The sequence below is a fragment of the Streptomyces geranii genome, assembly GCF_002954775.1.
In the GTDB taxonomy this organism is placed as follows: domain Bacteria; phylum Actinomycetota; class Actinomycetes; order Streptomycetales; family Streptomycetaceae; genus Streptomyces; species Streptomyces geranii.
Window position 1 is genome coordinate 100,446 of record NZ_PJME01000017.1, and the last position, 11,932, is coordinate 112,377.

Annotated in this window: 13 protein-coding genes and 1 pseudogene; 10 read left to right on the forward strand and 4 right to left on the reverse strand. The window is 69.8% G+C overall.

Annotation, left to right across the window (positions count from 1 at the left end; translation table 11 throughout):
* Nucleotides 1-8 precede the first annotated feature (8 nt).
* Nucleotides 9-1,127 (reverse strand): helix-turn-helix domain-containing protein, encoded by a 1,119-nt coding sequence (locus tag CW359_RS22980; protein ID WP_105971968.1) that lies wholly within the window; start codon nucleotides 1,125-1,127, stop codon nucleotides 9-11.
* Between the two features lie 174 nt (nucleotides 1,128-1,301).
* Between CW359_RS22980 and CW359_RS22985 the strand changes: the two genes are divergently transcribed.
* The 5 genes from CW359_RS22985 (at nucleotide 1,302) to CW359_RS23005 (ending at nucleotide 5,127) form a co-directional block, all read left to right on the forward strand.
* Nucleotides 1,302-1,832, forward strand: a complete 531-nt coding sequence (locus tag CW359_RS22985) for an ATP-binding protein (protein ID WP_105971969.1) — start codon at nucleotides 1,302-1,304, stop codon at nucleotides 1,830-1,832.
* A complete protein-coding gene (gene tgmA / locus CW359_RS22990) occupies nucleotides 1,829-1,999 on the forward strand; it encodes a putative ATP-grasp-modified RiPP (protein WP_232838541.1) in 171 nt (56 codons plus the stop codon). Before CW359_RS22985 ends, tgmA begins: the two co-directional genes overlap by 4 nt.
* On the forward strand, nucleotides 1,996-2,973 hold the full coding sequence (gene tgmB, locus CW359_RS22995) for an ATP-grasp ribosomal peptide maturase (RefSeq protein ID WP_232838542.1): 978 nt from the start codon (nucleotides 1,996-1,998) through the stop codon (nucleotides 2,971-2,973). The genes tgmA and tgmB overlap by 4 nt, the downstream gene beginning before the upstream one ends.
* Nucleotides 2,970-4,076, forward strand: coding sequence for a methyltransferase domain-containing protein (locus CW359_RS23000; protein WP_105971971.1), 1,107 nt, complete (start codon nucleotides 2,970-2,972; stop codon nucleotides 4,074-4,076). The genes tgmB and CW359_RS23000 overlap by 4 nt, the downstream gene beginning before the upstream one ends.
* A 238-nt stretch (nucleotides 4,077-4,314) precedes the next feature.
* On the forward strand, nucleotides 4,315-5,127 hold the full coding sequence (locus CW359_RS23005; protein WP_105971972.1) for a phosphotransferase family protein: 813 nt from the start codon (nucleotides 4,315-4,317) through the stop codon (nucleotides 5,125-5,127).
* Nucleotides 5,128-5,188: 61 nt separating this feature from the next.
* Here CW359_RS23005 and CW359_RS47605 read toward each other — a convergent pair whose 3' ends face one another.
* Nucleotides 5,189-5,254 (reverse strand): hypothetical protein, encoded by a 66-nt coding sequence (locus CW359_RS47605; protein WP_408647511.1) that lies wholly within the window; start codon nucleotides 5,252-5,254, stop codon nucleotides 5,189-5,191.
* 198 nt (nucleotides 5,255-5,452) lie between these two features.
* On the opposite strand from CW359_RS47605, the gene CW359_RS23010 reads away from it, so the two are divergent.
* The gene (locus tag CW359_RS23010; protein WP_105972038.1) at nucleotides 5,453-5,917 is read left to right on the forward strand and encodes a TIGR03668 family PPOX class F420-dependent oxidoreductase; all 465 of its coding nucleotides are present in this window, start codon (nucleotides 5,453-5,455) and stop codon (nucleotides 5,915-5,917) included.
* Between the two features lie 111 nt (nucleotides 5,918-6,028).
* Here the strand turns inward: CW359_RS23010 and CW359_RS23015 are convergent, their stop codons facing one another.
* Entirely contained in the window at nucleotides 6,029-6,394 is a 366-nt protein-coding gene (locus CW359_RS23015; protein ID WP_105971973.1) for a beta/gamma crystallin domain-containing protein, read from the reverse strand.
* A 341-nt stretch (nucleotides 6,395-6,735) separates the two neighbouring features.
* Here CW359_RS23015 and CW359_RS23020 point away from each other — a divergent pair, with 341 nt between their 5' ends.
* Nucleotides 6,736-7,233, forward strand: coding sequence for a VOC family protein (locus tag CW359_RS23020; RefSeq protein WP_105971974.1), 498 nt, complete (start codon nucleotides 6,736-6,738; stop codon nucleotides 7,231-7,233).
* Between the two features lie 277 nt (nucleotides 7,234-7,510).
* A pseudogene (locus tag CW359_RS23030) lies at nucleotides 7,511-7,936 on the forward strand (DUF234 domain-containing protein); the annotation flags it as partial.
* 7 nt (nucleotides 7,937-7,943) lie between these two features.
* On the opposite strand, the gene CW359_RS23035 reads toward CW359_RS23030, so the two are convergent.
* Nucleotides 7,944-9,005, reverse strand: a complete 1,062-nt coding sequence (locus CW359_RS23035; protein ID WP_105971975.1) for a saccharopine dehydrogenase family protein — start codon at nucleotides 9,003-9,005, stop codon at nucleotides 7,944-7,946.
* 110 nt (nucleotides 9,006-9,115) lie between these two features.
* Here CW359_RS23035 and CW359_RS23040 point away from each other — a divergent pair, with 110 nt between their 5' ends.
* Together CW359_RS23040 and CW359_RS23045 are read left to right on the forward strand one after the other, a co-directional pair.
* Nucleotides 9,116-10,075: a helix-turn-helix domain-containing protein gene (locus CW359_RS23040; protein ID WP_105972039.1), complete on the forward strand. Its 960-nt coding sequence runs from the start codon at nucleotides 9,116-9,118 to the stop codon at nucleotides 10,073-10,075.
* Nucleotides 10,076-10,177: 102 nt separating this feature from the next.
* Nucleotides 10,178-11,863: a cellulase family glycosylhydrolase gene (locus CW359_RS23045; RefSeq protein WP_232838544.1), complete on the forward strand. Its 1,686-nt coding sequence runs from the start codon at nucleotides 10,178-10,180 to the stop codon at nucleotides 11,861-11,863.
* Nucleotides 11,864-11,932 lie beyond the last annotated feature (69 nt).

An 11,932-nucleotide genomic window follows, 5' to 3' on the forward strand; every position in this document is an offset into this window, starting at 1 on the left:
GACTCCTCTCACGCCTCGGCGAGGCGGATCGCGTACCGGATGCTCTCCAGCTCCCGGCGCCCGCGCGCCGACAGCTCCCGGCTATCCAACATCACGGGCAGTTGGTCGCGCAGGGCGTGGCCCGCCGCACCGGAGCGCAACAGGTTGGGCCGGACCTGGAGCAGGGACCACACGGAGTGGATGTTGAGGTCGACATAGCCGTGATGCGGGGCGAGCCCTTGGGTGAGGTGGGTGAGCAGCTTGTCGCCCGGCCAGGGACCGGGGGCGCTGGCGGCGATGAAGTCGTCGCTCAGCTCCAGGTGCGCGGTCTCGCCGATCCAGTACGCCCAGTAGTTCAGGTTCGCGGTCTCACCGGCGTCGTCGTCGGTCAGCGCGGTGTCGATGAAGTGGGTCATACGGTCCCGGTCTCCTCGCCGGGCCGAGACGGCCGCGACGGAACGGGAGCCCAGCCATCGGGTGAGCCAGTCGCCGGGGCGTTCGGTGGTCTGCTGGTGGACGAGCCACTCTGTCGTGTCGGGCTGATCGTCGTACCCGGAGAGATAGAGGGCCTGCCGCCTGAGGAGGAACTGGCCCTCGCTTCGGGCCTGTTCCGCGGTGTTCCGCATCCGCGTGAAGAAGCGCGTCCGTTCGCAGGCCGACAGTTCCGGCCCCGTCGGCGTGGGTCCCCGGCGCTTGCGGGACGGGGCGGGCAGGTCACGGACGGGCTGGGGCGGTACGTGGTTGAGAGGCCACGCGAGCACCTCGACGAGGTCGCGCTGCATCACCCAGGCTCCGAGCGGGCTGTCCTCGACCAGGGAGGCCTCGTCACCGAGCGCGCTCGCGAGGAGGACGTCTGCTTCCAGAGCGCGGTCGAGGGTTTGGAGAAGCGCGGGAACCGTGCCCAACTGCATGAGCCGGTGCCGGTGCACGAGCATCTGCCCGACCGGTACGGCGGTCAGGGGCCGCCGACCGGACTCCCACCCCGCGATCGTGTCGGCGGACACCCGCAGCTGCTCGGCCGCTTCCTCCTGGGTGAGTCCCAACTGCTCCCGTATGACCCGGAAGACGTAGCCGGAAATGACGCCTGTTCGCGGGCGCCCGGGTGTTCCCTGACCCCCGGTCAGGGTTGGTGGTGAACTCGACCTCATCCACAGCCCCGTTTGCGTTGGTTCGCGGCAAACCACTTGTACCCGCAGTCACTTCAAGCGGTGATCACGGCTCTCTACCGTCGTATGCATCACCGGACGAGCCTAACGGGGCAGCGGCCCTGACGCTCGGTGATGAGGCCACACGGAACGCGAGCACCCCCGAGGGACGCGACGATGACCACGACGGCTGCATCGGCATCAGTAGGACCACAGCGCTACCAGGAGCGGTATCCGGCGAGGCCGGAGGCCGCCCGGCAGGCCCGCCGGGACATAGCGCGGGCTCTGGAGCGCTGGGGCCTTTCCCACCTGATCGAGGTGGCCGAGCAGATCGTCACGGAACTCGTGGCCAACGCCGTGGAACACACCGGCACTGCCACGGTCGGCACCTCCCTCACCCGGACCGGCGACGAGACCGTACGAATCGTCGTGACGGACACCTCCCGCACCAGCCCCGCTCCGGCTGCGCCGTCCTGTGACGCCGAGAGCGGACGTGGCCTACTCCTCGTGGAGACTCTCGCTCACGACTGGGGGAGCGAGTCGGTCCACGGCGGGAAGCGGGTGTGGGCAGACCTGTGCGGGAGCGGTCCGTTGTTTCCGGCGCCGGACAGTGAAAGCCCGCTCACCACCAACCAGCCAACGGAGGAACCGTGCCCACGACAGTCGTCCCCTTCGGCGCTCGCGCCGAGCGCACCCCGTACACCGTGACTCTGGAGGCAGGAGCATTCGCCTACGACCCGGTACGTCAGGTCAACGTCCTGGCCGACGGCTCCGGTTCGCTGTGGAGCCGGTCCACGACCTTGGCGGGGAGCTGCACGAACACGAACTGGGACAGCAAGAACGACGACACCTCCGACCCGTACGTGATGCGGTGACACCGCGTCTGTCCGGCGGTCCGGTGCTGGTCGTCACCAAAGAACTGGACCCCGCCGCAGATCTGGTGGTCGACGAACTGACGATCCGGCATGTGCCGGTGATGCGGTTCGACATGGGGAACTTCCCCTCGGCGGTCACCCTGTCCGCCGAACACACCGACGCACCCTGGACGGGGATCCTGGCCGACGAACACCGCTCCGTACGGCTGGAGCAGGTGAGGGCCGTCTACTACAGGCGGCCCCGCCTTCCCGCCGTATCCGATGAACTGCACGAACCCCACCGCACATGGGCGAACGAGCAGGCGCTGGCCGGCCTGCTCGGCACGCTGTACGCACTGCCGGTGACCTGGGTCAACCGGCCGGACATGGACGGCATCGCCTCCCACAAGCCGGGACAACTCCCGGTAGCGGTGGCGCACGGACTCCGCACGCCCCGATCGCTGATCACCACCGACCCGGAGGCGGCCCGGAGGTTCTGCGGGAAGTTGGGCGGCCCGGTGATCTGCAAGCCGCTCATGGGCGGCCCCCTGAAGTACCCGGACGGCCGCCGCACCGGGGTGCCGACGGCCCTGATCGACCCCGGCACCCTCGACGACACGGTTTCCCTGACGGCGCACCTGTTCCAGGAGTGGATCCCCAAGTCCCACGAGGTACGGCTGACCGTTGTGGGCACGGACATGTTCGCGGCCGAGATCCACGCAGGCAGCGACGCCTCCCGGGTGGACTGGCGCAGCGACTATGACGCCCTCACCTACGACGTGTGCGGGGTGCCGGACCACGTACGGGCGGGCGTGCTGGGCTGGCTGAAACACTTCCGCCTCAACTTCGGCGCGTTCGACTTCGCCGTCACCCCGGCCGGGGACTGGGTGCTGTTCGAGTGCAACCCGTCCGGGGAGTGGTCCTGGATCCAGAACAGGACCGGCCTGCCCATCGCCCCGCACATTGCTGACCTACTCGCCGAAGGACGACCATGACGACGCACACCGAAGAGCGTGCCGCCGAACTGCGTGCTGCGCTGGCCGACACTCTGGAAGCCGACGGCCGACTGACCGACCCCGCCTGGCGGAAGGCGTTCGAGACCGTACCGCGCCAAGCGTTCGTACCGGAGTTCTGGATTCTGGCCGATGCTGAGCGGCGGCTCGTGTCGGCAGCCCATCCCGACTGGCTCGACCTGGTGTATACGGACGACGCGCTGGCGACCCAGATGACGGATGGCGTGGCCACCTCGTCGTCCACCGCGCCCGGCCTGATGGCGTCCATGCTCCAGGCACTTGAAGTGGCCGACGGCCATCGGGTGCTGGAGGTGGCCACCGGCACCGGCTACAACTCGGCACTTCTGTCGGAGCGGCTGGGCAGCGGCCAGGTGGTCACGGTGGAGGTCGACCCCGCGCTGGCACGGCTGGCGGAGTCGCGGTTGCGGCACTGCGGATACTCGCCGCTGGTCGTCGCCGGGGACGGCCGCGACGGCTATCCGGGCCGGGCACCGTACGACCGGCTGATTGCCACCTGCGCTTTCTCCACGATCCCGACGTCCTGGCTGGAGCAGGTAAGGCCCGCCGGACTGATCGTGTGCCCGTTGGGTTGGGGCACCGTGAGCCTGGTCGTCGGCTACGACGGCCGTGCCGAAGGACGGTTCCTGCCAGGAGGCTCGTACTTTATGGCCGCCCGTGATTCCGGCACCACCGGCACCCCGGCACACCCTGGCAGGCCGAGTGCGACGAGCGGGCGGCTCACAGCCGTCGATCCGGCTGTCGTCGCCGAGGACGACGCATTCCGTTTCGTGTTGTCCCTCATCACGCCGGACACGGCGTTCGCTTTCGAGCGAGGCGACAACGGCACGGTAACGGCCTTGGAACTGTGGGCCGTTGACGGTGCGTGGGCGCGGTGCGAGGGCGGGGCCGTACGGCAGGCAGGGCCGCGACCGCTGTGGGACGCGGTAGAGGCCGCGCACGCGCTGTACGTCGAGAACGACCGGCCCAGCCGGGAACGCTTCGGCGTGACCGTGACCGTCCAGGCGCAGCGCATCTGGCTGGACGCTCCCTGCTGTCCTGTGCCGCGCGCTCCGGTCGTGATCTAGCCATATCAACGTGATGACCGTCAGAGGTACCTTCCGCAGACGTTTTCGTCTGTTCGTCCTGCTGGGGCGTGACGGCACGTCGGCCGGGTCGGTTGCGTGTGAGTGCGGAATCCGAGCCGCCGGAGAAGCCGACGGTTTCAGACGTGTTGGTGCGTGCCGACGTACCGACTGCCTGGGCACTCCAGCCGTCGTGCTGTGCGGGGCCACCCCTGTCTCTGCTCTCTGCAAAAGTGCACCCATGCCGACCGATCGCATCGACTTCGCCGACTTGCCCGACGACGTCCAGGGCTCCGTCCTCGCCCGCACCGGCCCGCTCCTGAGCGTCGAAACCGTGTCGGCCGGCTTCAACTCCGCCATCTCCGCGCGACTGACGACCGAGCACGGCAAGGTGTACGTCAAGGGGTTGCCCGTGGATCACCCTCGGATGTGGACGCAGCAGCGAGAAGCGGACATGGGCCCATACGTGAACGGCCTCTCTCCACGCGTGCGGTGGCACCTCCGGACCGGCGGATGGGACCTCGTCGCCTTCGACGCACTCGACGGCCGCCACGCCGACTACGCACAGGGCTCGGACGATCTCCCGCTCGTCGCCGCGACTCTGGAACGGCTGTCGGAGCTGCGCGCGCCGGACGGCGTAGAACTCAAGGAAGCCGGACACCGGCTGCGTGACCACGCACCGGCCGCGGCTCTCGCGCACTTCACCGGAGACGCCCTCTGCCACACCGACCCGAACCCCACCAACGTCCTGGTCGGTCAGGGGCGGGCGTGGCTCGTCGACTGGGCGTGGGCCACCCGGGGCGCCCCGTGGCTGGACGCCGGGTACTGGGTCGTCTGGCTGATCGCCGAGGGTGGCCAGTCACCCGAGAGCGCCGAACAGTGGGCTTCTCGCATCCCTGCCTTCCGTGAGGCTCCCGAGGCCGGGCTGGACGCGTTCGCGGCGGCCAACGAAAGCGTGTGGGCCGAGATCGCCGACGAGTCGCCCAACTCCTGGACCCACAGTGTCCATACGGCCGCCAAGTCGTGGGGCGCCCACCGAGCACGGGCGACCTGACTTCGTCGCGTACCCGAGCACCAGGTTCGAGCGCTCTTGGGGGAGGCCGGGCCGACCGACGTCATCGGCCGAGGTCGTCAGCAGTACCGGTCACAGCCGGGCCCAGGTCATCGGGTAGGTGGGCCACGACGAGGGCGACGGCTTCCTCTCCGTCTCGACGGTGTCGACCGCTCCGCGCCCGTGTGGGTCGGAGTCGTTCGAGTTCACAGCCGCAGTCTGGCGCTCGGCAGCCGCCGAGGAAAGCGCTCCGGGCGCGGGACCGAGCGCGGGACCGGGGACACGGGAACCCACGGGAACCAAGGTCTACGTGACTACCGTGGGCCGCATGAAACTCTCGCCGCTCGTCGCCAGGGAACGGTTCGCCACGTCACCCGTCGCCCGGCTGGCGACCGCCGACCCCCACGGAGTACCCCACGCCGTACCCGTGACCTTCGCAGTCCTCGACGACAACCTCTACTTCGCCGTCGACCACAAGCCCAAAAGCACCTGGGACCTGCGCCGGTTGCGCAACATCCGGGACAACCCCTCGGTGACGGTGCTGGTCGACCACTACGACGAGGACTGGTCGCGGTTGTGGTGGGCGCGGGCCGACGGGCGCGGTGAGGTCCTGGAGGACGGCGAGGAGAGGCTCCGCGCGGTGGAGTCGCTGTGCGGCAAGTACGACCGGCATGGCCAGTACGAGGACTGCCCTCCCCGGGGCCCCGTGGTCGCCGTTCGGGTCGAGCGGTGGAGCGGCTGGGCGTTCGCGCAGTCACGCCGGGACGACCCAAAGGATGACGGGCCCAAGTGACCAGGTCGGCCCGGGACGGCGATCGTCAGAACCGCCGTCCCGTGCAGCCTCACGTACAACCGGTTAGCCAGTCAGTCGGCCAGTCGGCCAGTCAGCTGGCTAGCCCGTGGGTCAGAGAATCCTGACCTTGTTGATGCTGACCCCGCCCGGGTGGTTCGGCCAGGTCATGACGGTCCACTTGTCGATGCCCTGAGCGGGCTGCCAGCTTCCGTCCCCGAGCCACTGGACACGGTTGTTGCCGGTCGAGATCCGGGTGACCCACCAGTTCGTGGAGATCAGGTTGGCCTCTCCGGCGTTGGCGTAGCACCGCATCTGCGAGTTCTCGCCGGGCCGGTGGATGGTGATCTGCAGGAAGTCGGTCCTGCTGCACGTGCCTTCGTTGATCGCGAACGCGCTCGTCGCGCCGACGGTGAGCGAGGCCGTTACCGCGACGGACGTCAGCGCGGCCAGGACCGCGTTCTTGGCGATTTGCTTCATGGGGGGTTGTCCACCTTCCAGGAGCAGAGGCGGAGCGACCCTTCGGGACGAACTCGCCTCGCGTGCCACTCCGTTGAGGCGATCTTCTGCCGCCGACTCGGCCGCTTACCAGCCCGAGGCGGCGGAGCTGCCCGAAGCGCCGGGAGGTCTGCCTTGCGGGCCATCGACGTCTGCCCAGGGAAGGAGCAACGCGCGAGCGCGTTTTGGACTGCGCTCTCCCGCATGTTCTAGGACAGCCCCTGACCTAGTCGGGAACTAGCGTCGTCGCCACGTCGAGGCACTCGTGCTGCCCCAGAAACCACCCCAGAAGCCACCCCAGGAACCCGCCAGGAGGCAACCGGATGTCCGTCAAACCTGTTCCCCAGGGCTACACCACCGTGACGCCATGGATCATCTCCCGCGACACGGTGCGGCTCATCGACTTCATGAAGAGGGCGTTCGGCGCTGAGGAGCTGGCGTGCCTGGCGGGCAAGGACGGGGCCATCGAGCACGCGGAGGTACGGATCGGCGACTCGGTGGTGATGATGTTCGACGCCCGCCCCGAGTGGCCGCCGACCCCCGGCTTCCTCCGCCTCTACGTCGAGGACGCCGACGCCACGCACCGCCAGGCAGTCGCGGCCGGCGGCACCTCGGTCACCGAGGTCACCCACCTCTTCTTCGGAGACCGCGTCGGCCGGGTACACGACCCGCTGGGCAATCTGTACTGGATCCAGACCCGCGTGGAGGACCTGACCCCGGAGGAGATGCAACACCGCCTCGGCGACCCGGAGTTCACCAAGGCGATGGAGTACGTCCAAAGCGCCGACTTCTTCCCGGGCCGGGTCTCCGGCCTGGACTGACCGGCTAAGCGGCTGACCGGCGGAGCGGTGGCCAGTGACTTGCCGGCTCACCACGCGGGGCGGATCGGCCCCGGTGGAGTGACGCGGGTCAGGTCGGCGACAAGTTCGCTGAAGCGTGCCTCGCCCAGCGTCTCCCGCCACGGTGCGACGGCGGCCCGGGCAGCCTGGTCGGCGGCGCGAGTGGCGGCCCAGCCCGCCTCGGTCAGCCCCAGAAGCCGGGCACGCGCATCGTGGGGATGCGGAAGCCGCACCACCCTCACCCGGGCCATGGAGATCCGCGGAGATCGAACGCGGCCGGGGGGACCTCACCCTGAGCCGTATCAGGGAGCGGTGGACGAGCTGGCGGGGCCGCGCGATCGAGCCCCTCGTCCGGGAATCCCTCGCCCGGCTCCTGCCGGACGGACCCCTGCCCGCAGCCCCGGCGATCGGCGGCTACTGGACCCGCAGCAACGACGTCGAGATCGATCTGGTGGGCGCCGACCGGCAGCCGGTCGCCAGGCGGTTGCTGTTCCTCGGCTCGGTCAAGTGGCTGGAGAACTCCGCGTTCGACAGCCACGACCTGGCCGCGCTGCGCAAGCACCGCACGGCGATCACCGACGAGCCGGTACCGCTCGTGGCGGTCTCCCGCAACGGCGTCAGCTGTTCCGGCCTCCAAGCGGCATACGGCCCCGAGGAACTGCTCGGCGCCTGGCGCAGGAGTTGACGCGCGTTCACCGAAACAGCTCGACCGAGATATGCGCAGACAGAGCCCCGAGGAACCCGACCGAGTCAAAAACCGCCCCCGCAGACAACACTCCCGCCCCCACCCCCCGAGTCCGTCCCGCCAACACCCACCCCACCGCCTCCACGGCCAACGGCGCACTCACGGCGTAGATGTCCCGCCCCCGAGCCACCGCCCGCCGCTCAACACCCCCCGCCCGTACGACGACATCGACCACGAACGTCTGCGAGGACCGCCTGTCCCCGTTCCCCTCCCCGCCCCCGACCGCGACCGGCGCCGGGGTGTCGGCCGCCGCCAGGTCCCTCGCCGCCTCGGCTGCCATGTAGCCGCGCACCTCGGGGATGGTGAGGTGGCTCGGGACGGTCACCACGTCCGCCATCGAGAACTCGCCGATCACCTCCCGGGCCCCCATCGGCTCCGGAAAGGACCACTTCAGGGTCGGCAGCGCGTCGTCGTGGTACTCCAGCCGACCCCCGCTGTAACGCACTCGGCGGCCGTCCCGACGCTCCCGGGACACAGCGCCCGCCGTGCGCGTACCGGCCGTCGGATGCCAGCTGCTCAGGCCGTACGCGATGTGCGCCTCGTCGGCCGACGTCCAGTCGCCCATGGCCGCCGTGACCAGCAGATCGCTGAGCCCGCCGAAGAACGCCATCGCCGGGATCACGACCGCCTTCGCGGCCCGCGCCCGCTCCCCGAAGTGCGCGAACGTGTCGAGGTTGGCCTCGATCTCCGCCGCCACGTCCACATACGGGATCCCGGCCCGCAGCGCCGCCTCGATCACCGGCGCGGCGGTCACCGCGAAGGGCCCGGCGCAGTTGATCACGGCCACCGCACCCGCCAGCGCGCGGTCCAGCGCCGCAGGGTCGTCGACCGGGGCAGGGCGGACGTCGAGCCCCGGGCCTGGGCCGTACGACGCGGCCAGCTCCCTCAACCGCCCCGCATCCCGCCCGGAGACGATCGGCACGTACCCCCGCTCCACCAACTCCGCCACCACGAACCGCCCGGTGTGCCCGTACGCCCCGAACACCGCGACCCGCTGCCCTGATCCCATGTCTTCTCCCCGTCGCGCTTCACCAACACCAACCGTTGCCATCCTGACCGCGCTGCCCGACCCGCGCGAGTGTCCGGAACGACACACCCCGTACAGTTCCGGACATGGACATGGACGTGGACACGAGTACGAACACCGTCGCGATCGCCATCACCGACGGCATGCTCCACTTCGAACTCTCCATCGCCTACGAGGTGTTCGGCGCCGACCTCTCCCACGTGACCGCCCCCTGGTACGACGTCGCCCTCTGCGGCCCCGCCCCCGTCCGCGCGGGCAGATTCCTCCTCGAACCCGACGCCGGCCTCGACCAACTCCCCTGCGCCGACACGGTGATCGTCCCCGGCTGGGCCGACGTCGACCAGGCGCCGCCCACCGAACTCGTCGACGCCGTACGCGCCGCCCATGAGGCGGGGGCGCGGGTCGCCTCCCTGTGCACCGGGGCCTTCGTGCTCGCCGCCGCCGGACTGCTCGACGGGCGGCGCGCGACCACGCACTGGGCGCACACCGACGTCCTCGCCGCCCGTCACCCCCTCGTCGACGTCGACCCGGACGTGCTGTACGTCGACAACGGCAGCGTCCTCACCTCCGCCGGCAAGGCCGCCTCGATGGACCTGTGCCTGCACCTCGTACGCCTCGACCACGGCTCGGCGGTCGCCAACACCGTCGCCCGCCGGCTCGTCGTACCGCCGCACCGGGCGGGCGGCCAGGCGCAGTTCGTCACCGCGCCGGTGCCCGCGCAGGACGACCATCCGCTCGCCGGACTCCTCCCCTGGGCCATCGAACGCCTCGACCGCCCGCTGACCGTCGAGGACCTGGCCCGCCAAGCCAACATGAGCTCGCGCAACCTGGGCCGCCACTTCCGTACGGTCACCGGCACCACCCCGCTGCGGTGGCTGCTCACCCAGCGCATCCGGCGCGCGCAGGAGCTGCTGGAGGCCACCGGCGACAGCGTCGACGCCATCGCCGAGGCCGTCGGCATGGGCACCGCCACGACCCTGCGCCGCCACTTCAACCGCACGATCGGGGTGCCGCCGGACACGTACCGGCGTACGTTCCGCAGCTCGCGATGACGCGCGATGTCTTGACGTGTTCCTGCCGCGATGGGTTTATGGGAGCGCTCCCACATTTCCGCTGATGCTGAAGTTCCTTCGCGCCCACTTTCTGGAGTCGCAGTGAGAACACAGAGAAGCACCACGACACGAGGCGCCACGCGAAAGAGCCCCTTAACCGTCCTGCTGACCGCGCTGGCCACCATCCTGGCCCTCCTGGCGCTGGCACCGACCCCCACCCAGGCCCAGGCCGAGCCTCCGGGAACCCTGGCCACCGGCATCCACATCTCCAACGGCCGTCTCCTCGAAGGCAACGGCAACGATTTCGTGATGCGGGGCGTCAACCACGCCCACACCTGGTACCCGAACCAGACCCAATCCCTCAGGGACGTCAAGGCGTTGGGCGCCAACAGCGTCCGGGTCGTGCTCGCCGACGGCCACCGCTGGACCAAGAACAGCGCCGACGACGTCGCCAACGTCATCGCCCAGTGCAAGGCCAACCGCCTGATCTGCGTACTGGAGGTGCACGACACCACCGGCTACGGCGAGGACGCCGCCGCCGGCACGCTCGACCAGGCCGCCGACTACTGGATCGGCCTCAAGAGCGTGCTCGCGGGCCAGGAGAACTACGTCATCATCAACATCGGCAACGAGCCCTGGGGCAACACCGATCCGGCCGGCTGGACCGCCCCCACCATCGCCGCCGTACAGAAACTCCGCGCCGCCGGCTTCGAGCACACGATCATGGTGGACGCGCCCAACTGGGGCCAGGACTGGCAGGGCGTCATGCGCGCCAACGCCCAGACCGTGTACAACGCCGACACCACCGGCAACCTCATCTTCTCGATCCACATGTACAGCGTGTTCGACACGGCGGCCGAGATCACCGACTACCTCAACGCCTTCGTCACGGCGAAACTCCCCATCCTCATAGGCGAGTTCGGCGGCCCGGCCGACCAGTGGGGCGACCCGGACGAGAACACGATGATGGCCACCGCCGAGCAACTCGACCTGGGCTACCTGGCCTGGTCCTGGAGCGGCAACACGGACCCGATCCTCGACCTATCGATCGGCTTCGACCCGAAGAACCTCAGCACCTGGGGCCAGCGCATCTTCAACGGCGCCAACGGCATAGCCCAGACGTCCAGGGAAGCCACGATCTACGGCGGCGGCACGGGCACCGACACCCAGCCCCCGACCACCCCCGGCACCCCGGCCGCCTCCGCGACCACCGCCACCTCGACCACCCTGACCTGGACCGCGTCGACCGACAACGTTGGCGTCGCCGGCTATGACGTCGTACGAGTGAACAGCGGCGGTACGGAGACCACGGTCGCCGCCTCCACCAGCGGCACGGTCACGGTGACGGGCCTGACGGCGGCCACGGCGTACACCTTCGCCGTGTACGCCCGGGACGCGGCCGGCAACCGTTCGCCGCGCTCGGCGACGGTGAACGTCACCACGTCCCCCGGCGGCGGCACCCCGGGCGTCAGCTGCTCGGTCGCCTACCGGATCGTCGGCGACTGGCCCGGCGGCTTCCAGGGCGACATCACCCTGCGCAACACGGGCACCACCGCCCTCACCAACTGGACCCTCGGCTTCTCCTTCGCCAACGGCCAGACGATCAGCAACATGTGGGGCGGCACCCCGACCCAGACGGGCGCGGCCGTGAGCGTCGTACCCGCCTCCTATACGGCGACGATCCCGGCGGCGGCCTCGGTGACGGTCGGCTTCATCGGAGCGAAGGGGGCGACGAACACGGCACCCACCACCTTCACCGTCAACGGCACGACCTGCACGACGAGTTGACCCGCAGATCCACTGATGCGAGTGAACGGGTGCAGGGCGGCCCCCGGCGACCGGAACACCGCCCTGCAC

Excerpts from the sequence above, each read along its gene's own strand:
- CW359_RS22980 (WP_105971968.1), bottom strand. The coding sequence starts at position 1,127 with ATGAGGTCGAGTTCACCACCAACCCTGACCGGGGGTCAGGGAACACCC.
- CW359_RS22985 (WP_105971969.1), top strand. The coding sequence starts at position 1,302 with ATGACCACGACGGCTGCATCGGCATCAGTAGGACCACAGCGCTACCAG.
- CW359_RS23000 (WP_105971971.1), top strand. The coding sequence starts at position 2,970 with ATGACGACGCACACCGAAGAGCGTGCCGCCGAACTGCGTGCTGCGCTG.
- CW359_RS23005 (WP_105971972.1), top strand. The coding sequence starts at position 4,315 with ATGCCGACCGATCGCATCGACTTCGCCGACTTGCCCGACGACGTCCAG.
- CW359_RS23010 (WP_105972038.1), top strand. The coding sequence starts at position 5,453 with ATGAAACTCTCGCCGCTCGTCGCCAGGGAACGGTTCGCCACGTCACCC.
- CW359_RS23015 (WP_105971973.1), bottom strand. The coding sequence starts at position 6,394 with ATGAAGCAAATCGCCAAGAACGCGGTCCTGGCCGCGCTGACGTCCGTC.
- CW359_RS23020 (WP_105971974.1), top strand. The coding sequence starts at position 6,736 with ATGTCCGTCAAACCTGTTCCCCAGGGCTACACCACCGTGACGCCATGG.
- CW359_RS23035 (WP_105971975.1), bottom strand. The coding sequence starts at position 9,005 with ATGGGATCAGGGCAGCGGGTCGCGGTGTTCGGGGCGTACGGGCACACC.
- CW359_RS23040 (WP_105972039.1), top strand. The coding sequence starts at position 9,116 with ATGGACGTGGACACGAGTACGAACACCGTCGCGATCGCCATCACCGAC.